General features: G+C 58.7%; 21 protein-coding genes and 2 tRNA genes. 22 read left to right on the forward strand and 1 reads right to left on the reverse strand.

Translation table 11 applies throughout. The features are described from left to right. The first annotated feature begins 87 nt into the window (after positions 1 to 87). From dnaK to AC07NR_RS23190, 7 genes are all read left to right on the forward strand, one after another. Complete coding sequence (dnaK, locus tag AC07NR_RS23160; protein ID WP_495079568.1) at positions 88 to 2,004, forward strand: molecular chaperone DnaK; 1,917 nt, start codon at positions 88 to 90, stop codon at positions 2,002 to 2,004. Positions 2,005 to 2,300: 296 nt separating this feature from the next. Beyond that, positions 2,301 to 3,425 carry a molecular chaperone DnaJ gene (gene dnaJ, locus AC07NR_RS23165; protein WP_085711856.1) on the forward strand — a complete coding sequence of 375 codons (1,125 nt, stop codon included), beginning with the start codon at positions 2,301 to 2,303 and terminating at the stop codon, positions 3,423 to 3,425. A gap of 9 nt (positions 3,426 to 3,434) precedes the next feature. After that, on the forward strand, positions 3,435 to 4,241 hold the full coding sequence (gene dapB / locus AC07NR_RS23170; protein WP_114881376.1) for a 4-hydroxy-tetrahydrodipicolinate reductase: 807 nt from the start codon (positions 3,435 to 3,437) through the stop codon (positions 4,239 to 4,241). A gap of 257 nt (positions 4,242 to 4,498) precedes the next feature. Further along, the gene (carA, locus tag AC07NR_RS23175) at positions 4,499 to 5,635 is read left to right on the forward strand and encodes a glutamine-hydrolyzing carbamoyl-phosphate synthase small subunit (RefSeq protein ID WP_085711854.1); all 1,137 of its coding nucleotides are present in this window, start codon (positions 4,499 to 4,501) and stop codon (positions 5,633 to 5,635) included. A 126-nt stretch (positions 5,636 to 5,761) separates the two neighbouring features. Next, entirely contained in the window at positions 5,762 to 8,983 is a 3,222-nt protein-coding gene (gene carB / locus AC07NR_RS23180; protein ID WP_085711853.1) for a carbamoyl-phosphate synthase large subunit, read from the forward strand. Continuing rightward, complete coding sequence (gene greA, locus AC07NR_RS23185) at positions 8,980 to 9,456, forward strand: transcription elongation factor GreA (protein WP_085711852.1); 477 nt, start codon at positions 8,980 to 8,982, stop codon at positions 9,454 to 9,456. The genes carB and greA overlap by 4 nt, the downstream gene beginning before the upstream one ends. A gap of 28 nt (positions 9,457 to 9,484) precedes the next feature. Continuing rightward, positions 9,485 to 9,889, forward strand: coding sequence for an MFS transporter (locus AC07NR_RS23190; RefSeq protein WP_495079569.1), 405 nt, complete (start codon positions 9,485 to 9,487; stop codon positions 9,887 to 9,889). Positions 9,890 to 9,898: 9 nt separating this feature from the next. On the opposite strand, the gene AC07NR_RS23195 is transcribed toward AC07NR_RS23190, so the two are convergent. After that, on the reverse strand, positions 9,899 to 10,207 hold the full coding sequence (locus tag AC07NR_RS23195) for a YhbY family RNA-binding protein (protein ID WP_011332401.1): 309 nt from the start codon (positions 10,205 to 10,207) through the stop codon (positions 9,899 to 9,901). 101 nt (positions 10,208 to 10,308) lie between these two features. Between AC07NR_RS23195 and rlmE the strand changes: the two genes are divergently transcribed. The 15 genes from rlmE to pnp all read left to right on the forward strand — a co-directional run bounded on the left by rlmE (position 10,309) and on the right by pnp (position 25,594). Further along, positions 10,309 to 10,938, forward strand: a complete 630-nt coding sequence (rlmE, locus tag AC07NR_RS23200; protein ID WP_134825455.1) for a 23S rRNA (uridine(2552)-2'-O)-methyltransferase RlmE — start codon at positions 10,309 to 10,311, stop codon at positions 10,936 to 10,938. Between the two features lie 202 nt (positions 10,939 to 11,140). Further along, a complete protein-coding gene (gene ftsH, locus AC07NR_RS23205) occupies positions 11,141 to 13,051 on the forward strand; it encodes an ATP-dependent zinc metalloprotease FtsH (protein ID WP_085711849.1) in 1,911 nt (636 codons plus the stop codon). A gap of 8 nt (positions 13,052 to 13,059) precedes the next feature. Further along, entirely contained in the window at positions 13,060 to 13,911 is an 852-nt protein-coding gene (folP, locus tag AC07NR_RS23210) for a dihydropteroate synthase (protein WP_248738352.1), read from the forward strand. Between the two features lie 16 nt (positions 13,912 to 13,927). Continuing rightward, positions 13,928 to 15,265, forward strand: a complete 1,338-nt coding sequence (glmM, locus tag AC07NR_RS23215; RefSeq protein WP_248738351.1) for a phosphoglucosamine mutase — start codon at positions 13,928 to 13,930, stop codon at positions 15,263 to 15,265. Between the two features lie 65 nt (positions 15,266 to 15,330). Further along, on the forward strand, positions 15,331 to 16,086 hold the full coding sequence (gene tpiA, locus AC07NR_RS23220) for a triose-phosphate isomerase (RefSeq protein WP_495079570.1): 756 nt from the start codon (positions 15,331 to 15,333) through the stop codon (positions 16,084 to 16,086). A 4-nt stretch (positions 16,087 to 16,090) separates the two neighbouring features. Beyond that, positions 16,091 to 16,474, forward strand: coding sequence for a preprotein translocase subunit SecG (gene secG / locus AC07NR_RS23225; protein WP_495079672.1), 384 nt, complete (start codon positions 16,091 to 16,093; stop codon positions 16,472 to 16,474). 22 nt (positions 16,475 to 16,496) lie between these two features. Next, positions 16,497 to 16,582 (forward strand) — tRNA-Leu (locus AC07NR_RS23230). Between the two features lie 97 nt (positions 16,583 to 16,679). After that, a tRNA-Met gene (locus AC07NR_RS23235) sits at positions 16,680 to 16,756 on the forward strand. Positions 16,757 to 16,894: 138 nt separating this feature from the next. Next, entirely contained in the window at positions 16,895 to 17,353 is a 459-nt protein-coding gene (gene rimP / locus AC07NR_RS23240; RefSeq protein ID WP_495079673.1) for a ribosome maturation factor RimP, read from the forward strand. 47 nt (positions 17,354 to 17,400) lie between these two features. Beyond that, positions 17,401 to 18,882, forward strand: a complete 1,482-nt coding sequence (nusA, locus tag AC07NR_RS23245) for a transcription termination factor NusA (RefSeq protein WP_003221546.1) — start codon at positions 17,401 to 17,403, stop codon at positions 18,880 to 18,882. Between the two features lie 27 nt (positions 18,883 to 18,909). Beyond that, entirely contained in the window at positions 18,910 to 21,429 is a 2,520-nt protein-coding gene (gene infB, locus AC07NR_RS23250) for a translation initiation factor IF-2 (RefSeq protein ID WP_085711845.1), read from the forward strand. A gap of 160 nt (positions 21,430 to 21,589) precedes the next feature. Then, positions 21,590 to 21,988 carry a 30S ribosome-binding factor RbfA gene (gene rbfA / locus AC07NR_RS23255; protein WP_248738350.1) on the forward strand — a complete coding sequence of 133 codons (399 nt, stop codon included), beginning with the start codon at positions 21,590 to 21,592 and terminating at the stop codon, positions 21,986 to 21,988. A gap of 4 nt (positions 21,989 to 21,992) precedes the next feature. After that, positions 21,993 to 22,910 carry a tRNA pseudouridine(55) synthase TruB gene (gene truB, locus AC07NR_RS23260; RefSeq protein ID WP_007953739.1) on the forward strand — a complete coding sequence of 306 codons (918 nt, stop codon included), beginning with the start codon at positions 21,993 to 21,995 and terminating at the stop codon, positions 22,908 to 22,910. Between the two features lie 115 nt (positions 22,911 to 23,025). Next, positions 23,026 to 23,295: a 30S ribosomal protein S15 gene (gene rpsO, locus AC07NR_RS23265; RefSeq protein ID WP_085698397.1), complete on the forward strand. Its 270-nt coding sequence runs from the start codon at positions 23,026 to 23,028 to the stop codon at positions 23,293 to 23,295. A gap of 193 nt (positions 23,296 to 23,488) precedes the next feature. Next, positions 23,489 to 25,594, forward strand: a complete 2,106-nt coding sequence (gene pnp, locus AC07NR_RS23270; protein ID WP_007953735.1) for a polyribonucleotide nucleotidyltransferase — start codon at positions 23,489 to 23,491, stop codon at positions 25,592 to 25,594. Positions 25,595 to 25,698 lie beyond the last annotated feature (104 nt).

The following is a 25,698-nucleotide window of genomic DNA, read 5'->3' on the forward strand; positions in this document are numbered from 1 at the left end:
CCCCATTTAGAAGTCAAGCGTTTAAGTATTACCGCAGTTAGCCACCACTGCTGCGGCAACCAAATCCAAAGTTTCGGGAGAGTGAACATGGGCAAAATTATCGGTATCGACCTGGGGACTACCAACTCCTGCGTCTCCGTACTGGAAAACGGCGTAGCCAAAGTTATTGAAAACGCCGAAGGCGCGCGTACCACGCCGTCGATCATCGCTTACGCCAACGATGGCGAAATCCTGGTCGGCCAGTCCGCCAAGCGTCAGGCTGTGACCAACCCGCACAACACACTGTTCGCGGTGAAGCGCCTGATCGGCCGCCGCTTCGACGAAGAAGTCGTGCAGAAAGACATCAAGCTGGTGCCTTACAAGATCGTCAAGGCCAACAATGGTGACGCTTGGGTCGAGGCTTCCGGCAAGCAGATGGCTCCGCCGCAAATCAGCGCCGAAGTCCTGAAGAAGATGAAGAAGACCGCTGAAGACTACCTCGGCGAAGCCGTGACCGAAGCGGTGATCACCGTTCCGGCCTACTTCAACGACAGCCAGCGTCAGGCGACTAAAGACGCCGGTCGCATCGCCGGTCTGGACGTAAAACGTATCATCAACGAACCAACCGCAGCTGCTCTGGCTTACGGTATGGACAAGGCCAAGGGCGATCACACCGTGATCGTTTACGACCTGGGTGGTGGTACCTTCGACGTTTCCGTGATCGAAATCGCTGAAGTTGACGGCGAGCACCAGTTCGAAGTACTGGCCACCAACGGTGACACCTTCCTGGGTGGTGAAGACTTCGACATGCGTCTGATCGACTACCTCGTCGACGAGTTCAAGAAAGAGTCCGGCATGGACCTGAAGAACGATCCACTGGCCCTGCAGCGTCTGAAAGAAGCCGCTGAGAAAGCCAAGATCGAGCTGTCTTCTTCTCAGTCGACCGACGTCAACCTGCCGTACATCACTGCAGATGCAACCGGTCCTAAGCACCTGAACGTGAAGATTTCTCGTGCCAAGCTCGAGTCGCTGGTCGAAGATCTGGTGAACCGTACCATCGAGCCATGCCGCATCGCTCTGAAAGACGCCGGCATCGACGCCAGCAAAATTGACGACGTGATCCTGGTCGGTGGCCAGACTCGTATGCCTCTGGTGCAGAAGGCAGTTACCGATTTCTTCGGTAAAGAAGCTCGTAAAGACGTGAACCCGGACGAAGCCGTTGCCATGGGTGCTGCCATCCAGGGCGCCGTTCTGGCCGGTGACGTGAAAGACGTTCTGCTGCTCGACGTCAGCCCGCTGACCCTGGGTATCGAAACCATGGGCGGCGTGATGACCGCGCTGATCGAGAAAAACACCACGATTCCTACCAAGAAATCGCAAGTGTTCTCGACTGCCGACGACAACCAGGGCGCCGTGACCATTCACGTCCTGCAAGGTGAGCGCAAGCAAGCCGCACAGAACAAGTCCCTGGGCAAGTTCGACCTGGCCGAGATTCCACCAGCGCCACGCGGTGTGCCACAGATCGAAGTGACCTTCGACATCGACGCCAACGGCATCCTGCACGTCGGCGCGAAAGACAAGGCGACCGGTAAAGAGCAGAAGATCACCATCAAGGCCAACTCCGGTCTGTCGGATGAAGAAATCCAGAAGATGGTGCGCGACGCCGAGCTGAACGCCGAGGAAGACCGCAAGTTCGAAGAGCTGGCCGCTGCCCGTAACCAGGGTGATGCACTGGTTCACTCGACTCGCAAGATGATCGCTGACGCTGGCGACAAAGTGACTGCAGAAGAGAAGACTGCAATCGAAGCAGCCGTGGTTGCCCTGGAAGCTGCCGTCAAAGGCGACGACAAGGCTGCCATCGACGCCAAGGTTGAAGAGCTGTCGAAAGTCTCCGCGCCGGTTGCCCAGAAGATGTACGCCGAACAGGCTCAGCCTGCCGATGGCGCGGCACCGCACGCAGAGAAAGCTGAAAAGGCTGACGATGTTGTCGATGCCGAGTTCGAAGAAGTCAAAGACCACAAGTAAGTTGTTGGTCGGCCGGTTGACTGCCTTTGGGCACTGACTGGTAGGATGTCGCCGCGCGGGAGCTTGCTCCCGCGTTGGCGTATCTGGAATACGCGAATTTTTACAGCATGCGACAAGCTTCGCGTGTTGGCGGTATGGCCGGAAATGCTCCTGCTTTTCGCGCCGCAAATACCGCATGAATCAAAGACCAGGATCGTTGAATTGACGTGAGTTGGGTCCGGGCCTGTATTGGGGCTCAACGAGTTTGGCGAAGCTCAGGAGGGGTTTGCCGAACGTCCTTAAGAGTGCAAAGACTTATGGCAAAGCGTGACTATTACGAAGTGTTGGGTGTTGAGCGCGGCTCAAGCGAAGCGGACCTGAAAAAGGCCTATCGCCGTCTGGCGATGAAGCACCACCCGGACCGTAATCCCGATGACAAAGCGTCGGAAGAACTGTTCAAAGAGGCCAACGAGGCCTACGAAGTATTGTCCGATTCCAGCAAGCGTGCGGCGTACGATCAGTACGGCCATGCCGGTGTCGACCCGAGCATGGGTGGCGGCGGTGCCGGTTTCGGCGGTCAGAACTTCTCCGATATTTTCGGTGATGTCTTCAGTGACTTCTTCGGTGGCGGTCGCGGCGGTTCCCGTGGTGGCGCCCAGCGTGGCAGCGATTTGCGCTACACATTGGAGCTGAACCTGGAAGAAGCGGTGCGCGGCACCACCGTGAATATCCGCGTTCCGACACTGGTCAACTGCAAACCGTGCGATGGTTCGGGCGCCAAGAAAGGCTCGTCGCCATCGACTTGCCCGACTTGCGGCGGCATCGGCCAGGTGCGCATGCAGCAAGGCTTCTTCTCGGTGCAGCAGACCTGCCCGCGTTGCCATGGCCAGGGCAAGATCATTTCCGATCCGTGCGACTCCTGCCACGGTGACGGTCGCGTCGAAGAATACAAAACCCTCTCCGTCAAAGTACCGGCCGGTGTCGATACCGGTGATCGCATTCGTCTGTCCGGCGAAGGCGAGGCGGGCACTCAGGGTGGCCCGACCGGCGACCTGTACGTTGTGATCAATGTGCGCGAGCACGCGATCTTCCAGCGTGACGGCAAGCATCTGTTCTGCGAAGTGCCGATCAGCTTTGTCGATGCTGCCCTGGGTGGCGAGCTGGAAATCCCGACCCTCGACGGTCGCGTGAAGCTGAAGATTCCGGAAGGGACTCAGACCGGCAAGCAGTTCCGCGTGCGCGGCAAAGGCGTGGCGCCGGTGCGTGGCGGTGGTGCGGGCGACCTGATGTGCCGTGTGGCGGTCGAGACCCCGGTCAATCTGAACCGTCGTCAGCGTGAATTGCTCGAAGAATTCCGCAGCTCTCTGGCGGATGACAACAGCCACTCGCCGAAAACCACCGGTTGGTTCGATGGCGTGAAGCGCTTCTTCGGCGATCTGTAAGGAGTCGGCATGCGACGTATAGCTGTGATGGGCGCCGCCGGGCGCATGGGCAAGATTCTGGTCGAGGCCGTGCAGCAGCGCGCGCCGCTGACCGGTTTGACGGCTGCAATTGTCCGCCCTGGCAGTACGCTGATCGGGGTGGATGCCGGTGAGCTGGCTTCGCTCGGTCGAATCGGCGTGCCGTTGTCCGGGAATCTGGAATCGGTCGCAGAAGAGTTCGATGTCTTGATCGACTTCACCCTGCCGGAAGTCATGCTGAAAAACCTGGCCTTCTGCCGCAAGGCCGGCAAGGCGATGGTGATCGGCACGACCGGGCTGGACGCTGCCCAGAAGCAGTTGCTGGCCGAGGCGGGCAAGGATATTCCGATCGTGTTCGCCGCCAACTTCAGCGTTGGCGTCAATCTGTCGCTGAAGCTGCTCGACATGGCTGCACGGGTGCTGGGTGATGATGCGGACATTGAAATCATCGAAGCCCATCACCGTCACAAGATCGATGCGCCGTCGGGTACGGCCCTGCGCATGGGTGAAGTGATTGCCAGTGCACTGGATCGTGATCTGCAGAAGGTCGCGGTCTATGGTCGCGAAGGCCACACCGGTGCGCGTGAGCGTGAAACCATCGGTTTCGCCACTGTTCGCGGTGGTGATGTGGTAGGTGATCACACGGTGCTGTTCGCCTGCGAGGGCGAGCGTCTGGAAATCACCCACAAGGCTTCGAGCCGCATGACATTCGCCAAGGGTGCGGTGCGTGCGGCGTTGTGGCTGGATGCTCGCGAACCGGGTCTTTATGACATGCAGGACGTGCTCGACCTGCGTTGAGCCTTGTTTGAACCCGGCGCAAACGCCCTGTTTGTGCCGGTTTTGCTCCGCCTGGCGACGCCCTGTCGCATTCTCCGGCCTTTCGGGCTCATTGGCGGTAGACCAAAAATCCCTTTTTCTGTAAGCTACAGCTTTAGTGTGTCCACTAAAAGCGCGCAGAATAATTCAGTGAAGAAGCGGGGTGACGTGTCCATACGTCACTCCGCTTTTTTACAACCTGCGATTGCCCTTTCATGCGTTATTTACGGGAGGTCTTCTTGACTAAGCCAGCCATACTCGCCCTTGCTGATGGCAGCATTTTTCGCGGCGAAGCCATTGGAGCCGACGGTCAGACCGTTGGTGAGGTGGTGTTCAACACCGCAATGACCGGCTATCAGGAAATCCTTACCGATCCTTCCTACGCCCAACAGATCGTTACCCTGACTTACCCGCACATCGGCAACACCGGCACTACGCCGGAAGACGCCGAGTCCAATCGCGTCTGGTCCGCTGGCCTGGTCATCCGTGACCTGCCGCTGGTAGCGAGCAACTGGCGTAACACGATGTCCCTGTCCGACTACCTGAAAGCCAACAATGTTGTGGCAATCGCCGGTATCGACACCCGTCGCCTGACCCGCATCCTGCGTGAAAAAGGCGCACAGAACGGCTGCATCATGGCCGGCGACAACATCTCCGAAGAAGCGGCCATCGCCGCTGCGCAAGGCTTCCCGGGCCTGAAGGGCATGGACCTGGCGAAAGTCGTCAGCACCAAGACCCAATACGAATGGCGCTCCACTGTCTGGGATCTGAAAACCGACAGCCACGCGACCATCGAAGCCTCCGAGCTGCCATACCACGTGGTTGCCTACGACTACGGCGTCAAGGTCAACATCCTGCGCATGCTGGTCGAGCGCGGTTGCCGCGTGACCGTAGTGCCGGCGCAAACCCCGGCTGCCGACGTGCTGGCCCTGAATCCGGATGGCGTGTTCCTGTCCAACGGCCCTGGCGATCCGGAGCCTTGCGACTACGCGATCAAGGCGATCAAGGAAGTGCTGGAAACCGAAATTCCGGTGTTCGGCATCTGCCTCGGTCACCAGCTGCTGGCTCTGGCCTCCGGCGCCAAGACCCTGAAAATGGGCCACGGTCACCACGGTGCCAACCACCCGGTTCAGGATCTGGACACTGGCGTCGTGATGATCACCAGCCAGAACCACGGTTTTGCGGTTGACGAAGCGACCCTGCCAGCCAACGTCCGTGCGATCCACAAATCGCTGTTCGACGGCACCCTGCAAGGCATCGAGCGCACCGACAAGAGCGCGTTCAGCTTCCAGGGTCACCCTGAAGCGAGCCCGGGCCCGAACGATGTGGCCCCTCTGTTTGACCGCTTCATCAACGAGATGGCCAAGCGACGCTAAGCGCTCGCCTTGAGACTGTAGCGAGAAGCCCCTCGAGGGCGGCCCCGAAACCGGCGGCCCCCTCGGGACTTCAGAAATCGATCAAGACGGCTTGCCGACTGACCTGCGGATTTGAGTGACAAACCCATGCCAAAACGTACAGACATTAAAAGCATCCTGATTCTCGGCGCTGGCCCGATCGTTATCGGCCAGGCCTGCGAATTCGACTACTCCGGCGCCCAGGCATGCAAAGCCCTGCGCGAAGAGGGTTACCGCGTCATCCTGGTGAACTCCAACCCGGCCACCATCATGACCGACCCGGACATGGCCGACGCCACCTACATCGAGCCGATCAAGTGGCAGACAGTTGCCAAGATCATCGAAAAAGAGCGTCCGGATGCGGTGCTGCCAACCATGGGCGGCCAGACCGCTCTGAACTGCGCCCTGGACCTGGAGCGTGAAGGCGTTCTGGAGAAGTTCGGCGTTGAGATGATCGGTGCCAACGCCGACACTATCGACAAGGCTGAAGACCGTTCGCGTTTCGACAAGGCGATGAAAGCCATCGGCCTGGAATGCCCGCGTTCCGGTATCGCCCACAGCATGGAAGAAGCCAACGCGGTGCTCGAACGCCTGGGCTTCCCGTGCATCATCCGTCCGTCCTTCACCATGGGCGGCACCGGTGGCGGTATCGCTTACAACCGTGAAGAGTTCGAAGAAATCTGCGCCCGTGGTCTGGACCTGTCGCCGACCAAGGAACTGCTGATCGACGAATCGCTGATCGGCTGGAAAGAATATGAAATGGAAGTTGTCCGCGACAAAAAGGACAACTGCATCATCGTCTGCTCGATCGAAAACTTTGACCCGATGGGCGTGCACACCGGTGACTCGATCACTGTTGCCCCGGCTCAGACCCTGACCGACAAGGAATACCAGATCCTGCGTAACGCCTCGCTGGCGGTACTGCGCGAGATCGGCGTAGAGACCGGCGGTTCCAACGTTCAGTTCGGTATCTGCCCGGACACCGGCCGTATGGTCGTGATCGAAATGAACCCGCGTGTATCGCGTTCGTCGGCCCTGGCTTCGAAAGCCACCGGTTTCCCGATTGCCAAGGTTGCGGCCAAACTGGCAGTCGGCTACACCCTCGACGAGCTGTCGAACGACATCACTGGCGGCAAGACCCCGGCGTCCTTTGAACCGTCCATCGACTACGTCGTGACCAAGCTGCCGCGCTTCGCTTTCGAGAAGTTCGCCAACGCTGACGCTCGCCTGACCACTCAAATGAAGTCGGTTGGTGAAGTCATGGCCATCGGCCGTACCTTCCAGGAATCCCTGCAGAAAGCCCTGCGCGGTCTGGAAGTGGGCGTTTGCGGTCTGGACGAGAAAGTCGACCTGAGCAACCCTGAAAGCATGAGCGTGCTCAAGCGCGAACTGACCGTGCCGGGCGCCGAGCGTATCTGGTACGTGGCGGACGCTTTCCGCGCCGGCATGACCGTCGAAGAAATCTTCGGCATGAACATGATCGACCCGTGGTTCCTGGTGCAGATCGAAGATCTGATCAAGGACGAAGAGAAGGTCAAGACCCTCGGTCTGTCCGCTATCGACCGCGACCTGATGTTCAAGCTCAAGCGCAAAGGCTTCTCCGACCAGCGTCTGGCCAAGCTGCTGGGTGTGACCGAGAAGAACCTGCGCACTCACCGTCAAAAGCTGGAAGTGTTCCCGGTCTACAAGCGCGTAGACACCTGCGCCGCCGAGTTTGCCACCGACACCGCTTACCTGTACTCGACTTACGAGGAAGAGTGCGAAGCCGCGCCATCCGGCCGCGACAAGATCATGATTCTGGGTGGCGGTCCGAACCGTATCGGCCAGGGCATCGAGTTCGACTACTGCTGCGTACACGCCGCTCTCGCCCTGCGCGAAGACGGCTACGAAACCATCATGGTCAACTGCAACCCGGAAACCGTTTCCACTGACTACGACACTTCCGACCGTCTGTACTTCGAGCCGGTCACTCTGGAAGACGTGCTGGAAATCTGCCGCGTCGAGAAGCCGAAAGGCGTGATCGTCCAGTACGGCGGCCAGACTCCGTTGAAACTGGCTCGTGCCCTCGAAGCGGCCGGCGTGCCGATCATCGGCACCAGCCCTGACGCGATCGACCGTGCCGAAGACCGTGAGCGCTTCCAGCAAATGGTTGAGCGTCTGAATCTGCGTCAGCCGCCAAACGCCACCGTGCGCAGCGAAGACGAAGCCGTGCGCGCTGCCGCGAAGATCGGTTACCCGCTGGTGGTTCGTCCGTCCTACGTACTGGGCGGCCGTGCGATGGAAATCGTCTACAAAGAAGAAGAGCTCAAGCGTTACCTGCGTGACGCGGTGCAAGTGTCGAACGACAGCCCGGTGCTGCTCGACCACTTCCTCAACTGCGCCATCGAGATGGATGTGGATGCGGTCTGCGACGGCAAGGACGTAGTGATCGGCGCGATCATGCAGCACATCGAACAGGCGGGCGTTCACTCCGGTGACTCCGCGTGCTCGCTGCCGCCGTACTCGCTGCCGGCGCACATCCAGGACGAGATGCGCGAGCAGGTCAAGAAAATGGCCCTGGAGCTGGGCGTGGTCGGCCTGATGAACGTTCAGCTGGCGCTGCAAGGCGAAGACATCTACGTCATCGAAGTCAACCCGCGTGCTTCCCGTACCGTACCGTTCGTGTCGAAGTGCATCGGTGTTTCCCTGGCCATGATCGCGGCTCGCGTGATGGCTGGTAAAACCCTGAAGGAAATCGGCTTCACCAAGGAAATTATCCCGAACTTCTACAGCGTGAAAGAGGCGGTGTTCCCGTTCGCCAAATTCCCTGGCGTTGACCCGATCCTCGGCCCAGAGATGAAGTCCACTGGTGAAGTAATGGGCGTCGGCGACACCTTCGGCGAAGCCTTTGCCAAAGCCCAGATGGGCGCGAGCGAAGTGCTGCCGACCGGCGGCACTGCATTCATCAGCGTACGTGATGACGACAAGCCGCTGGTTGCAGGTGTGGCGCGTGATCTGATCAACTTGGGCTTCGAAGTGGTCGCCACTGCCGGCACTGCCAAGCTGATCGAGGCTGCAGGCCTGAAAGTGCGTCGCGTGAACAAGGTGACCGAGGGTCGTCCGCACGTGGTCGACATGATCAAGAATGACGAAGTCACCCTGATCATCAACACCACCGAAGGTCGTCAGTCGATCGCTGACTCTTACTCCATTCGTCGTAACGCCTTGCAGCACAAGATCTACTGCACCACCACCATTGCTGCTGGCGAAGCCATCTGCGAAGCGCTGAAGTTCGGTCCCGAGAAGACCGTGCGCCGCTTGCAGGATCTACACGCAGGATTGAAGGCATGAATAAATACCCAATGACCGTCCAGGGCGCGAAAGCCCTGGAAGAGGAACACGCTCATCTGACCAAGGTCGTTCGTCCGAAGCTCAGCCAGGACATCGGTACTGCCCGCGAGTTGGGTGACTTGAAGGAAAACGCCGAATACCATGCCGCCCGCGAACAGCAGGGCATGGTCGAGGCGCGGATCCGTGACATCGAAGGTCGCATGCAGAATGCCGTGATCATTGATGTGACGACCATTCCGCACACCGGCAAGGTGATTTTCGGCACTACCGTCGAAATCGCCAACGTCGAGACTGATGAAAGCGTGACTTACCAGATCGTTGGTGAAGACGAGGCTGACATCAAGCTCGGCAAGATTTCGGTCGGCTCGCCGATCGCCCGCGCCTTGATTGCCAAGGAAGAGGGCGACACGGTCGTCGTGAAAACGCCGGGCGGCGATATCGAGTATGAGATTGTCGAAGTCCGTCACATCTGAAACAGGGCGCCCGCTGCAGGCGGGCGCCATGCTCTGGCAGCTGACCCAGATGTTGTGGGTCGGCGGTTTATGGCTGGTGCACCTCGGTCTGCGGCCGGTGCTGGGCCAGATTGGCCTGGCGCCGCTGCTGATCGACGAAATCGCCAGTGCGTTTGAAGTACCGGTGGTGGGTTTCGCTGCCGTATGCGTGGTTTTTCAGGCTTTGGTGCTGGTACGGGCCGAAGGCCTTGCCAGTCTATGGCGGGATTTTCGCGGGCAAGTGCTGCTGATGGCGTTGTATGCGAGTGCGATGTATGTCGCAGTGCGTGTCGGCTGGCCGGATGCGCAGCGCTGGCAGGTGTTCAGTTATCTTGTTCTGGGTTTTTCCGGGCTGGTTCTGGTGATGCAACCGGTGCCGGGGTGGAGTGGCAGGGTGCGCGAAGCACACCCTTGACCCTTTTCATCACTTGAAGCGATGAACGTTCGACAGCTGCTTGTTGACGCTGAAGTTCTTGCGGTAGATCAGTGCCATCTTGCCGATGACCTGAACCAGATCGGCCTTGCCGACCTTGCACAGTTCTGCAACGGACGCCAGGCGCGCCTCGCGATCAAGGATATTGAGCTTGATCTTGATCAGCTCGTGGTCCGCCAATGCGCGTTCGAGTTCGGCTAAAACACCCTCAGTCAAACCGTTGTCAGCTACCGTCAAAACTGGTTTGAGGTGGTGGCCGATGGATTTGTACTGTTTCTTCTGCTCTGGAGTGAGCGGCATAATCTGACCCTTTCGTCTGGATTCTGTAAAATGGCGGCCATTTTACCCGAGGGCTCGTGGATCCGCCCAATTAATCACGACCCTAATCAACGAGGTGCCCAATGGCGCGTTCCAAGACAAGCCTTGGTTGGCTGAAACGACATGTCAACGATCCTTATGTGAAGCAGGCGCAGAAGGATGGCTACCGCTCGCGTGCGAGTTACAAGCTTCTGGAAGTCCAGGAGAAATACAAACTGATCCGCCCAGGCATGAGCGTGGTCGACTTGGGCGCGGCGCCCGGCGGCTGGTCTCAGGTCACCAGTCGGCTGATCGGTGGCCAGGGGCGTCTGATCGCCTCGGACATCCTGGAAATGGACAGCATTCCGGACGTGACCTTCATTCAGGGGGATTTCACTCAGGATGAAGTGCTCGCTCAAATCCTTGAGGCGGTGGGTAATTCACAGGTAGACCTTGTGATTTCCGATATGGCCCCCAATATGAGTGGTACGCCTGCCGTAGATATGCCGAAAGCCATGTTTCTTTGCGAGCTGGCGCTTGACCTGGCCGAGCGGATTCTCAAGCCGGGCGGTAATTTCCTGATCAAGATATTTCAGGGTGAGGGGTTCGATGTTTACCTGAAGGACGCTCGTCGGAAATTCGACAAGGTCCAGATGATCAAGCCGGACTCTTCCCGAGACAGTTCCCGCGAGCAGTACATGCTGGCTTGGGGTTATCGCGGTGGTAACGAGTAAAGCGAAGTTTTTTGGCGGGGTGATAGGTTTTTCGTATTTCGCCCCGCGTGCATAAGCGAATATTGTGTAGAAAGTGTTTCACAAAGGGTTACAGACGGCGCCTGCCAGAGCTGTAGGTAATGTAGTAAGTTAGGCCGGTGAATATCATGCGAAGCGCGCGCCAGTAGCGGAGCTTGCTTCAGAGGGTAGTTAATTGAACGATATGGCAAAGAATCTGATCCTGTGGTTGATCATCGCGGCTGTCCTGGTGACGGTGATGAACAACTTCTCCAGCCCTAACGAGCCGCAGACCCTCAACTATTCCGACTTCATCCAGCAGGTCAAGGATGGCAAGGTCGAGCGCGTTGCCGTCGACGGCTACGTGATTACCGGCAAGCGCAACGATGGCGACAGCTTCAAGACCATTCGTCCGGCAATCCAGGACAATGGCCTGATCGGCGACCTGGTCGACAATCACGTCGTGGTCGAAGGCAAGCAGCCCGAGCAGCAAAGCATCTGGACCCAGCTTCTGGTGGCCAGCTTCCCGATCCTGGTGATCATCGCGGTGTTCATGTTCTTCATGCGCCAGATGCAGGGCGGTGCGGGCGGCAAGGGCGGGCCGATGAGCTTTGGCAAGAGCAAGGCGCGTCTGCTGTCCGAAGATCAGGTGAAAACCACCCTGGCTGACGTTGCCGGTTGCGACGAAGCCAAGGAAGAAGTGGGCGAACTGGTCGAGTTCCTCCGTGATCCGGGCAAGTTCCAGCGTCTGGGCGGCCGCATTCCTCGCGGCGTGCTGATGGTTGGTCCTCCGGGCACCGGTAAAACCTTGCTGGCCAAGGCGATTGCCGGCGAAGCCAAGGTGCCGTTCTTCACCATTTCCGGTTCCGACTTTGTCGAAATGTTCGTCGGTGTCGGCGCCAGCCGTGTTCGCGACATGTTCGAACAAGCCAAGAAACACGCACCCTGCATTATCTTCATCGACGAGATCGACGCCGTTGGTCGCCATCGTGGCGCCGGCATGGGTGGCGGTCACGACGAGCGCGAGCAGACCCTCAACCAGTTGCTGGTGGAGATGGACGGCTTCGAAATGAATGATGGCATCATCGTCATCGCTGCAACCAACCGTCCTGACGTGCTGGACCCGGCGCTGCTGCGTCCGGGCCGTTTCGACCGTCAGGTAGTGGTCGGTCTGCCGGATATCCGTGGTCGCGAGCAGATCCTGAAGGTGCACATGCGTAAAGTGCCAATGGGTGATGACGTTGCTCCGGCCGTTATCGCACGTGGTACTCCGGGTTTCTCCGGTGCTGACCTGGCCAACCTGGTCAACGAGGCCTCGCTGTTCGCTGCCCGTGCCGGCAAACGCATCGTTGAGATGAAGGAATTCGAGCTGGCCAAGGACAAGATCATGATGGGCGCCGAGCGCAAATCCATGGTCATGTCCGAGAAGGAAAAGCAGAACACCGCTTATCACGAAGCGGGTCACGCTATCGTCGGTCGCGTTGTGCCCGAGCATGATCCGGTCTACAAGGTTTCGATCATCCCGCGCGGTCGTGCGTTGGGTGTGACCATGTTCCTGCCGGAAGAGGATCGCTACAGCCTGTCCAAGCGCGCGCTGATCAGTCAGATCTGCTCGCTGTATGGCGGTCGTATCGCTGAGGAAATGACCCTGGGCTTCGACGGTGTGACCACCGGCGCCTCCAACGACATCATGCGTGCCAGCCAGATTGCACGGAACATGGTGACCAAGTGGGGCCTGTCTGAAAAACTCGGTCCGTTGATGTATGCAGAAGAAGAGGGCGAGGTGTTCCTCGGTCGTGGCGGTGGCGGTCAGAACGCCAGCTTCTCGGGCGAAACCGCGAAGCTGATCGACTCGGAAGTGCGCAGCATCATCGATCAGTGCTACGGCACCGCCAAGCAGATCCTGACCGACAATCGTGACAAGCTCGATGCCATGGCAGATGCCTTGATGAAGTACGAGACGATCGATGCCGAGCAGATCGACGACATCATGGCGGGTCGCACGCCTCGCGAACCTCGTGACTGGTCGGGTGGTACCGGAACTGGCACGCCTCCTCCGGTGGTTCAGGATGAGCGTCCGGAAACACCGATTGGCGGTCCGGCTGCTGACGTTTAAGGTTTGAAATGACTTCTGTACAGTCCCTGACCCGGTTGCCTTGCGGCAACCGGGTTCTTGATTTGGCCCGGACGCATGTCATGGGCATTCTCAATGTCACTCCCGACTCCTTCTCCGATGGTGGCCGATACAGCCAGCTTGATGCGGCCCTGCGTCATGCCGAGGCAATGGTGTTGGCCGGTGCGACGCTGATCGATGTTGGCGGAGAGTCCACACGGCCTGGTGCGCGAGCGGTTTCGCCACTCGAAGAGCTGGAGCGTGTGGCGCCGATCGTGGAGCTGATCAATCGCGAGCTGGATGTGATCATCTCTGTCGATACCTCGACTCCGGCGGTCATGCGGGAAACTGCGCGACTGGGTGCCGGGTTGATCAATGACGTGAGGTCGCTGCAGCGTGACGGTGCACTGGATGCCGCTGCAGCCACCGGGTTGCCGGTCTGTCTGATGCACATGCTGGGTGAGCCAGGTGACATGCAGGACAATCCGCAATATCAGGATGTCACCCGGGAAGTGAGTGAGTTTCTCGCCGAGCGTATGGAGCGATGCGCTTCGGTTGGCATTCCTGCCGAGCGGATCATTCTTGATCCTGGCTTCGGCTTCGCCAAAACCCTGCAGCACAATCTAAGCTTGTTCAAGCACATGGATGCCCTTCATGCATTGGGGCGGCCTCTGCTGGTTGGTGTCTCGCGAAAAAGCATGATTGGACAGGCCCTGAATCGCCCTGTGGGCGAGCGTCTGCATGGTGGTTTGGCCCTGGCGGCGCTGGCATCCGTCAAGGGGGCGCGTATATTGCGCGTCCATGACGTGGCGGAGACGGTGGATGTTGTGCGGATGATCGCCGCCGTGGAATCAGCCGAATAAGAATGATGGAGCACTTATGAGCAAGAAATACTTTGGTACCGACGGCATTCGTGGTCGTGTCGGTGAATACCCGATTACTCCTGACTTCATGCTCAAGCTCGGCTGGGCTGCGGGCATGGCCTTCCGAAAAATGGGTGCCTGCAAGGTGCTCGTCGGCAAGGACACGCGAATCTCCGGTTACATGTTCGAATCGGCGCTGGAAGCCGGCCTGACATCGGCGGGTGCTGATGTGATGCTGCTCGGTCCGATGCCGACGCCGGCTATCGCCTACTTGTCGCGAACCTTCCAGGCTGAAGCCGGCATTGTGATCAGTGCATCGCACAACCCTCACGACGATAACGGCATCAAGTTTTTCTCCGGCAGAGGCACCAAGTTGCCGGATGAGCTGGAGCTGATGATCGAGGAGTTGCTCGATACGCCAATGACCGTTGTCGAGTCGAGCAAGATCGGCAAGGTTTCGCGAATCAACGACGCGTCTGGCCGATACATCGAGTTCTGCAAGAGCAGTGTGCCGACCAATACCAGTTTTGCAGGTCTCAAGATCGTGATCGACTGTGCACACGGAGCGACCTATAAAGTCGCGCCAAGTGTGTTCCGCGAGCTGGGCGCTGACGTCGTGGTGCTGTCCGCGCAGCCGAACGGTCTGAACATCAACGACAACTGCGGCTCCACTCATATGGGGCCGTTGCAGGCGGCGGTGCTGGCCGAGCACGCTGATCTGGGGATTGCATTCGACGGTGATGGCGACCGGGTACTGATGGTCGATCACACGGGTGCAATTGTTGATGGTGACGAGCTGATCTTCATTATTGCGCGTGACCTGCATGAGCGTGGCAAATTGCAGGGTGGCGTGGTCGGTACGCTGATGAGCAACCTTGGCCTGGAGTTGGCGCTGGCGGATCTCGGTATTCCTTTCGTGCGTGCAAATGTCGGCGACCGTTATGTGATTGCCGAGCTGCTTGAGCGCGATTGGCTGGTGGGTGGTGAAAACTCGGGGCATGTTGTCTGCTTCAATCACACCACGACAGGTGATGCGATCATCGCGGCCCTGCAGGTGTTGATGGCGCTGAAAACCCGAAACGAGGGCCTGGCGCAAACCCGTCAGGCGTTGCGCAAGTGTCCTCAGGTGTTGATCAATGTCCGTTTCGGTGGCGGCGACAGTCCGCTCGATCACCCGGCTGTCAAGGAAGCCAGCAAGCGTGTTACCGACGCGATGGCGGGTCGTGGGCGTGTGCTTCTGCGCAAGTCCGGGACAGAGCCTCTGGTGCGTGTCATGGTCGAAGGCGAGGACGAAACCCAGGTTCGCAGCTATGCCGAAGAACTGGCAAAACTGGTAACTGAAGTTTCTGCCTGATACGGCTTGCCAGCCATGATTGTGTTGGGTAACATCTGCGCCCACTTTGACCGACGAGGTACAGCATGCGTCGCCCTATGGTAGCTGGTAACTGGAAGATGCACGGTACCCGCGCCAGCGTCGCTGAGCTGATCAACGGCCTTCGTCATCTGGCCTTGCCAAGCGGTGTTGATGTCGCGGTATTCCCGCCTTGCCTGCATATCAATCAAGTGATTGATGGCTTGAAAGGAAGGTCGATTTCGGTCGGCGCGCAGAATTCTGCGGTGGAATCGATGCAAGGTGCGTTGACCGGTGAAATTGCACCGAGTCAGTTGGTGGATGCAGGTTGTTCCCTGGTGCTTGTCGGGCACTCCGAACGCCGCCAGATCATGGGCGAGCGAGACGGAATGCTGAATCGCAAGTTCGCAGCGGCACAGGCATGTGGCTTGATTCCGGTGTTGTGTGTAGGGGAAACCCTGGAGCAGCGCGAAGCCGGAAAAACTCTTGAGGTTGTCGGGCGTCAGCTGGGCAGCATCATCGAGGAGCTGGGTGTCGGTGCTTTTGCCAATGCAGTGATCGCTTACGAGCCGGTCTGGGCCATTGGTACCGGGCTGACTGCAACGCCGCAGCAGGCTCAGGATGTGCATAAAGCCATTCGCGAGCAGTTGGCGGCAGAGAATTCTGAAGTCGCGCGAGGTGTGCGGCTTCTATACGGCGGCAGCGTGAAGGCGGCCAATGCGGTCGAACTGTTCGGCATGCCGGATATCGATGGGGGGCTCATTGGTGGAGCTTCCCTGAATGCAGATGAGTTCGGTGCGATCTGTCGCGCCGCGGGAAACTGAAAAAATGCTGGAAACAGTCGTAGTCGTTTTTCATCTGCTGGGTGCATTGGGCGTAGTTGCTCTGGTTTTGCTGCAGCAGGGTAAGGGTGCGGACGCTGGCGCGTCTTTCGGAGCAGGTGCTTCAAATACTGTGTTCGGAAGCCAAGGTTCCTCTACCTTTCTTAGTAAGTTTACTGCTATACTTGCCGCCGGTTTCTTCATAACCAGCTTGGGGTTAGGATACTTTGCTAAAGAGAAGGCTCATCAGCTGACTCAAGCAGGTTTGCCAAATCCGGCAGTGTTGGAAGTTCCAAGGCAACAACCGGCTTCTGATGATGTCCCGGTGCTTCAAGAGCAAAAGTCGGCTACTCCAGCGACTGACGTGCCTCCAGCTCAAGAGCAGAAGTAAGAAGAGTTTCAAACGTAGTATTGCCGAGGTGGTGGAATTGGTAGACACGCAACCTTGAGGTGGTTGTGCCCATAGGGTGTAGGGGTTCGAGTCCCCTTCTCGGTACCAATTAGTCAGGAGAGCCCGCTGTTGCGGGCTTTCTTGCAGGTGGAAGGTTACATTGACCCTATTGGGGATCGGTCGTATACTTCCGCCCCAGCTTTGTCGCGGGGTGGAGCAGTCTGGTAGCTCGTCGGGCTCATAACCCGAAGGTCGTCGGTTCAAATCCGGCCCCCGCAACCAGTTTAAGGAGCCCCTTTTAAGGGGCTTTTTGTTAGCTGGACACTTTCAACGCCGCTGTTCGACGGCGTTTCAAGGATGGGCGTTTCGCCCATTTTTTTATTTTGCAAAGCATGCACATACATGCACGAGGGGGTTCAGGTGTCGAGCAAGCTAGAAGAGTTGCAGGCCTTGTTGGCCCCGGTGGTCGTGGCCCTGGGCTATGAATGCTGGGGTATTGAGTTCTCGGCTCAAGGTCGTCACTCAATGTTGCGCGTTTATATCGATAAGGAAGGCGGCGTACTGGTGGACGATTGCGCCATCGTCAGCCGTCAGATCAGCGGTGTGCTGGATGTTGAAGATCCGATCTCCGTTGAATACACCCTTGAAGTTTCCTCGCCTGGCATGGAACGCCCACTGTTCACTCTTGAGCAGTTTGCCAAATTTGCCGGTGAACAAGTAAAGATCAGGCTGCGCTCGCCTTTTGAAGGACGACGCAACTTTCAGGGCCTTCTGCGCGGTGTAGAAGAACAGGATGTCGTGGTGCAGGTAGATGACCATGAGTTCCTGTTGCCGATCGATTTGATCGACAAGGCCAACATTATTCCCAGTTTTGACTGAGACGCGGATCCCGCGGATCCAATGGCTTGCGAAAGGCGAGGCGTACGATGAGCAAAGAAGTACTGCTGGTTGTTGAGTCGGTATCCAATGAAAAGGGCGTACCGGCAAGCGTAATTTTTGAAGCGCTGGAGCTGGCTCTGGCCACTGCTACCAAAAAGCGTTTTGAAGACGAAGTTGATCTGCGTGTGGAAATCAATCGCCACACCGGTTCTTACGAAACTTTCCGTCGCTGGACGGTCGTCGAAGAGAATGATCTCGATGATCCGGCCATCGAAACCTGGCCAAGCAAGGTTGCCGAAACGCATCCTGGTGCCAAGGTCGGTGACGTCGTCGAAGAAAAGATCGAATCCATCGAATTCGGCCGTATTGCTGCGCAGACCGCCAAGCAGGTCATCGTGCAGAAAGTGCGCGAAGCCGAGCGCGCTCAAGTGGTCGACGCTTATCGCGAGCGCCTGGGAGAAATCATCTCCGGCACCGTGAAGAAAGTGACCCGCGACAACGTGATCGTCGATCTGGGTAATAACGCTGAAGCGTTGCTGGCCCGTGAAGACATCATCTCTCGCGAAACCTTCCGTGTTGGCGTGCGTCTGCGTGCGCTGCTCAAGGAAATCCGCACCGAGAACCGCGGCCCGCAGCTGATCCTGTCGCGTACCGCGCCGGAAATGCTGATCGAGCTGTTCCGTATCGAAGTGCCGGAAATCGCTGAAGGCCTCATCGAAGTCATGGCCGCTTCCCGTGATCCGGGTTCGCGCGCCAAGATCGCTGTCCGCTCCAAGGACAAACGCATCGACCCGCAGGGCGCGTGCATCGGTATGCGCGGTTCGCGCGTCCAGGCCGTGTCGGGCGAGTTGGGTGGCGAGCGTGTCGACATCGTCCTGTGGGACGACAACCCGGCGCAGTTCGTGATCAATGCCATGTCGCCGGCAGAAGTGGCGGCCATCATCGTTGACGAAGATGCCCACGCCATGGACATCGCCGTTGGCGCAGACAATCTGGCTCAGGCCATCGGTCGTGGTGGTCAGAACGTGCGTCTGGCGAGCCAGCTGACTGGCTGGACCCTGAACGTGATGACCGAATCGGACATCCAGGCTAAGCAACAAGCGGAAACCGGTGACATCCTGCGCAACTTCATCGACGAGCTGGAAGTCGACGAAGAGCTGGCTCAGGTGCTGGTAGACGAAGGCTTCACCAGCCTGGAAGAGATTGCCTACGTACCGTTGGAAGAAATGCTCAACATCGACGGCTTTGACGAAGACATCGTCAACGAGCTTCGCGCTCGTGCCAAGGATCGCTTGTTGACCAAAGCCATCGCTACTGAGGAAAAGCTGGCAGACGCCCATCCGGCCGAAGACCTGCTCTCGCTTGAGGGTATGGACAAGGATTTGGCGATGGAACTGGCGGTGCGCGGCGTAATTACCCGCGAAGACCTGGCCGAGCAGTCTATTGACGACCTGCTCGACATCGACGGCATTGACGATGATCGTGCCGGCAAGTTGATCATGGCCGCCCGAGCCCACTGGTTCGAGTAATTAGGCGCGGCCTGAGGAGAGAAATGCATGACGCAAGTCACGGTGAAACAACTGGCCGATGAGGTCAAAACACCGGTAGAGCGCCTGTTGCAGCAGATGCGTGAGGCAGGTCTGCCGCACACCGCCGCCGAAGAACATGTGACTGACAGTGAGAAGCAATCCCTGCTGACCCACTTGAAGAGCAGCCACAAGGCGAAAGTGGAAGAACCACGCAAGATCACGCTGCAGCGTAAAACCACCAGCACCCTGCGTGTGGCTGGCAGCAAAAGCATCAGCGTTGAAGTCCGCAAGAAGAAAGTTTTCGTACAGCGTAGCCCGGAAGAAATCGAAGCCGAGCGCAAGCGTGAACTGGATGAGCGTCGCGCAGTAGAAAATGCTGCCCGTCAAAAGGCTGAAGAAGAAGCCCGCGTTCGCGCCGAAGAAGAAGCGCGTCGCCAGCCTGCTGCTGCACCGACCGCTTCTGCCGAGCCTGTTGCTGCGCCTGCTCCAGCCGCTGAACCCGTGCGCGAAGCTGCACCGGTTGTGGCTGCTGCGCCAGCTGCCGACACTCGCAAGCGTGACGAACAGCGCCGTCCGGACAAACCACGCGCCGACGACAACAACCGTCGCGGCAGCGGCGATGGCGAGCGCAAGAACGCTCCGCATCGCGCTTCGGTCAAGGAAAAGGCACCGGCTCCACGTGTGGCGCCACGCACTACCGACGAAGAAAGCGATGGCTTCCGTCGCGGCGGTCGCGGCAAGGCCAAGCTGAAGAAACGCAACGCCCACGGTTTCCAGAGCCCGACCGGCCCTGTCGTGCGTGAAGTGAAGATCGGCGAAACCATCACTGTTGGCGATCTCGCTCAGCAGATGTCGGTGAAGGCTGCCGAAATCATCAAGTTCATGTTCAAACTGGGTACTCCAGCGACCATCAACCAGGTGCTTGATCAGGAAACTGCTCAGCTGGTAGCCGAAGAGCTGGGCCACAAAGTGACCCTGGTCAGCGACACCGCCCTGGAAGATTCCCTGGCCGAGTCCCTGAAGTTTGAAGGTGAGGCTGTTCCTCGTGCGCCGGTCGTGACCGTAATGGGTCACGTTGACCACGGTAAGACCTCGCTGCTCGACTACATCCGTCGTGCCAAGGTAGCTGCTGGCGAAGCCGGTGGTATCACCCAGCACATCGGTGCCTACCACGTTGAAACCGAACGCGGCATGGTCACCTTCCTCGACACCCCGGGTCACGCCGCGTTTACCGCAATGCGTGCCCGTGGCGCCAAGGCGACCGACATCGTGATCCTGGTGGTTGCGGCGGACGACGGCGTGATGCCACAAACCATCGAAGCTGTTCAGCATGCTCAGGCAGCTGGCGTTCCGCTGGTAGTTGCAGTGAACAAGATCGACAAGCCGGGCGCTGATCTCGATCGCATCCGTAGCGAACTGTCGGCCCACGGCGTGACCTCCGAAGACTGGGGTGGCGACACTCCATTCGTTCCGGTCTCGGCGAAAATGGGTACCGGCGTCGACGAACTGCTTGAAGCGGTATTGCTGCAAGCCGAAGTTCTCGAACTGACTGCCACTCCATCGGCTCCTGGCCGTGGCGTCGTGGTTGAATCGCGTCTGGACAAGGGCCGTGGCCCGGTGGCGACTGTTCTGGTTCAGGACGGTACGCTGCGTCAAGGCGACATGGTGCTGGTCGGCTCGAACTACGGCCGCGTGCGCGCCATGCTCGACGAGAACGGCAAGCCGATCAAGGAAGCAGGTCCGGCCATTCCGGTCGAGATCCTCGGCCTGGACGGTACGCCTGATGCTGGCGACGAGATGAGCGTGGTTGCCGACGAGAAGAAAGCCCGTGAAGTGGCTCTGTTCCGTCAAGGCAAGTTCCGCGAAGTCAAACTGGCTCGCGCTCACGCCGGCAAGCTGGAAAACATCTTCGAAAGCATGGGTCAGGAAGAGAAGAAGACGCTTAACATCGTCCTCAAATCCGACGTCCGTGGTTCGCTGGAAGCACTGCAGGGCGCTCTGAACGGCCTGGGCAACGACGAAGTGCAAGTGCGCGTGGTCGGTGGCGGTGTCGGTGGTATCACCGAATCCGACGCCAACCTGGCACTGGCTTCCAACGCTGTACTGTTCGGCTTCAACGTGCGTGCCGATGCCGGCGCACGGAAGATCGTCGAGCAGGAAGGTCTGGACATGCGTTACTACAACGTGATCTACGACATCATCGAAGACGTCAAGAAAGCCCTGACCGGTATGCTTGGCAGCGATGTTCGCGAGAACATCCTCGGTGTGGCCGAAGTCCGTGACGTGTTCCGTTCGCCTAAGTTCGGCGCCATCGCCGGCTGCATGGTGATCGAGGGTACTGTTCACCGTAACCGTCCGATCCGTGTACTGCGTGAAGACATCGTGATCTTCGAAGGCGAGCTGGAATCCCTGCGCCGCTTCAAGGATGACGCTTCCGAAGTCCGTGCCGGCATGGAATGCGGTATCGGCGTGAAGAGCTACAACGACGTCAAGGTCGGTGACAAGATCGAAGTCTTCGAGAAGGTTCAGGTTGCTCGCAGCCTCTGACTCGCGCACTTCAAGGGCCACGTCGGGCCGTCGCATGAAAATGCGCGGCACGGCGTCAGGACTCTAAACGCAACGCCCGGTCTGGCTTTTTGTCAGGCCGGGCGTTTGCCGCTTTCAGACCTTGCGGGTTTCACCGCGGGGCAGTAACAGGTAACAAATCATGGCAAAAGAATACAGCCGTACCCAACGTATCGGCGATCAGATGCAGCGTGAGCTGGCCCAGCTGATCCGTCGTGAAGTCAAAGATCCGCGTGTCGGCCTGGTCACCATTACCGCTGTTGATGTCAGCCGTGACGTGGGTCACGCGAAGATCTTCATCACCGTGATGGGGCAGGACAACGCCGAAGACATCGCGCAAAGCATCAAGGTGCTCAATGCTGCCGCCGGTTTCCTGCGCATGCAGCTGGCCCGTGAAATGAAGCTGCGCAGCGTGCCTCAATTGCATTTCCACTACGACGAAAGTGTCGCCCGTGGTGCGCACCTGTCGGCTCTGATCGAGCGCGCGGTGGCCGAAGACAGTCAGCACGAAACTGCTGCACCCGAAGACTCCAAGGAGTAACTCGGTGGCTCAGGTCAAACGTATCCGTCGTAACGTCAGCGGCATCATCCTGCTCGACAAGCCGTTGGGGTTCACCTCCAACGCCGCGTTGCAGAAGGTTCGCTGGCTGCTCAACGCCGAGAAGGCCGGCCACACCGGCAGTCTCGACCCGCTGGCTACCGGTGTTCTGCCGTTGTGCTTTGGCGAGGCGACCAAGTTCTCGCAGTACCTGCTCGATTCCGACAAGGGTTATGAAACCCTGGCGCAACTGGGCAAGACCACCACCACGGCAGACGCCGAAGGCGAGGTTTTGCAGGAGCGTCCGGTGACCGTTGGTCAGGCCGACATTGAAGCGGTCCTGCCGAAATTTCGCGGTCAAATCAGTCAGATACCGCCGATGTACTCGGCTCTCAAGCGTGATGGCCAGCCGCTGTACAAGCTGGCCCGTGCAGGCGAAGTAGTGGAGCGCGAACCGCGTTCTGTTACTATTGCGCGCTTGGAATTGCTGGCCTTCGAAGGCGATACTGCGCGTCTTGCGGTGGATTGCAGCAAGGGCACCTATATTCGTACCCTGGTGGAGGATATCGGTGAGCAACTCGGTTGTGGTGCGTACGTCGCTGAATTGCGCCGTACCCAGGCCGGGCCTTTCACCCTGGCGCAGACCGTGACCCTCGAAGAGCTGGAAGCGGTACATGCCGAAGGCGGCAACGAAGCGGTCGACCGCTTCCTGATGCCATCGGACAGCGGCCTGCAGGATTGGCCACTGCTGCAGTTCTCGGAGGCGAGCGCGTTCTACTGGCTCAACGGCCAGCCGGTACGTGCCCCGGATGCTCCGAAGTTCGGCATGGTGCGGGTACAGGATCATAACGGTCGCTTCATCGGTATCGGTGAAGTGAGCGAAGACGGGCGCATCGCGCCGCGTCGACTGATTCGGTCAGAATGACCGAACGAGTGTGGCTGTTAACAGGCACGGTCACTACTCATTTATAGATACAGGGATTTGTCCCTGGCCTGTTGAAACCGTTTTTGTAACGGTTTCCTGATAAAAGGATTGCCTCATGGCTCTCGACGTTCAAGAAAAAGCCCAAATCGTAGCTGACTACCAGCAAGCTGTTGGTGACACTGGTTCGCCAGAAGTGCAAGTTGCACTGCTGACCGCCAACATCAACAAACTGCAAGGTCACTTCAAGGCCAACGGTAAAGACCACCACTCCCGTCGTGGTCTGATCCGCATGGTAAACCAGCGTCGCAAGCTGCTGGACTACCTGAAAGGCAAGGACCTGAGCCGTTACAGCGCTCTGATCGCTCGCCTGGGTCTGCGTCGCTAATCAGCGATTGCGCTAGAGGTTGGTTGTCTGTCGTGCGTCAACGGGTTTCCCGCTGGCGCATGGCAGGCTCCCAGCCTCAAGTTTTATCTGAACTACCGTTTTACCCGGACAGTCGGCGGGCCGATTCCCGACGTTGCCCAAGAATTTCGCAAGAAACCAGTTCCCCCAAGAGCCACAAAGAAGGTAGGACACCGTGAACCCGGTAATCAAAAAATTCCAGTTCGGTCAGTCGACCGTTACCCTCGAGACTGGCCGTATCGCCCGTCAGGCCTCCGGCGCAGTATTGGTCACCGTTGACGACGACGTCAGCGTATTGGTGACCGTAGTCGGTGCCAAGCAAGCCGATCCGGGCAAGGGCTTCTTCCCTCTGTCCGTTCACTACCAGGAAAAGACTTACGCTGCCGGCAAGATCCCTGGCGGTTTCTTCAAGCGTGAAGGCCGTCCTTCCGAGAAAGAAACCCTGACTTCCCGACTGATCGACCGTCCGATCCGTCCGCTGTTCCCTGAAGGCTTCATGAACGAAGTGCAGGTTGTCTGCACTGTCGTTTCCACCAGCAAAAAGACCGATCCGGACATCGCTGCGATGATCGGTACCTCGGCTGCCCTGGCGATCTCGGGCATCCCGTTCGACGGCCCGATCGGCGCCGCCCGCGTTGCTTTCCACGAAAGCACCGGCTACCTGCTGAACCCGACCTACGAGCAGCAAGCTGCCTCGAGCCTGGACATGGTCGTTGCCGGTACTTCGGACGCCGTACTGATGGTTGAATCGGAAGCCAAAGAGCTGACCGAAGACCAGATGCTGGGCGCGGTACTGTTTGCTCACGACGAGTTCCAGGTCGTGATCAATGCAGTCAAAGAACTGGCTGCCGAAGCGGCCAAGCCAACCTGGACCTGGGCACCGGCTCCGGAAGCAACCGAGCTGCTGGCCGCCATCCGTTCCGAGTTCGGCGAAGCGATCTCCCAGGCTTACACCATCACCATCAAGGCCGACCGTTATGCGCGTCTGGGCGAGCTGCGTGACCAAGTGGTTGCCAAGCTGTCCGGCGAAGAAGGCCAGCCTTCGGCTTCCGACGTCAAAGCCGCTTTCGGCGAAATCGAATACCGCACCGTTCGCGAAAACATCGTTAACGGCAAGCCACGTATCGACGGTCGCGACACTCGCACCGTACGTCCGCTGAACATCGAAGTCGGCGTTCTGCCGAAGACCCACGGTTCGGCACTGTTCACCCGTGGCGAAACCCAGGCTCTGGTCGTCGCGACGCTGGGCACCGCCCGTGACGCACAGCTGCTGGACACCCTGGAAGGCGAGAAAAAAGACCCGTTCATGCTGCACTACAACTTCCCTCCGTTCTCGGTGGGCGAGTGTGGTCGCATGGGTGGCGCCGGTCGTCGCGAAATCGGTCACGGCCGTCTGGCCCGTCGTTCGGTTTCGGCCATGCTGCCTGCTGCTGACGTGTTCCCGTACACCATCCGTGTGGTTTCGGAAATCACTGAATCCAACGGTTCGAGCTCGATGGCTTCCGTTTGCGGCGCTTCCCTGGCCCTGATGGATGCTGGTGTTCCGATGAAGGCACCAGTTGCCGGTATCGCCATGGGTCTGGTTAAAGAAGGCGAGAAATTCGCTGTTCTGACCGACATCCTGGGTGACGAAGACCACCTGGGCGACATGGACTTCAAAGTAGCCGGTACCGCCAAAGGTGTTACCGCGCTGCAGATGGACATCAAGATCAAGGGCATCACCGAAGAGATCATGGAAATCGCTCTGGGCCAGGCCCTGGAAGCGCGCCTGAACATCCTCGGCCAGATGAACCAGATCATCGGTCAGTCGCGTACCGAGCTGTCGGCCAACGCTCCGACCATGATCGCGATGAAGATCGACACCGACAAGATCCGTGACGTTATCGGTAAAGGCGGCGCGACCATCCGTGCGATCTGCGAAGAAACCAAGGCCTCGATCGACATCGAAGACGACGGTTCGATCAAGATCTTCGGCGAAACCAAGGAAGCGGCTGAAGCAGCACGTCAGCGCGTTCTGGGTATCACCGCAGAAGCCGAGATCGGCAAGATCTACGTCGGCAAGGTTGAGCGCATCGTCGACTTCGGCGCGTTCGTCAACATCCTGCCGGGCAAGGACGGTCTGGTTCACATCTCGATGCTGAGCGACGCTCGTGTTGAGAAAGTGACCGACATCCTGAAAGAAGGCCAGGAAGTGGAAGTGCTGGTACTGGACGTGGACAACCGCGGTCGTATCAAGCTGTCCATCAAAGACGTGGCAGCGGCCAAGGCTTCGGGCGTTTAATCACCCCGTCGCTTTAGCGCAATAAAAATGCCCCGCCGTGAAAACGGCGGGGCATTTTTTGTCTGCGAAATATCGAGTCATTCTACGAAGTTGCCGACCTTCAA

The organism is Pseudomonas sp. GW821-FHT09C09 (assembly GCF_059418105.1).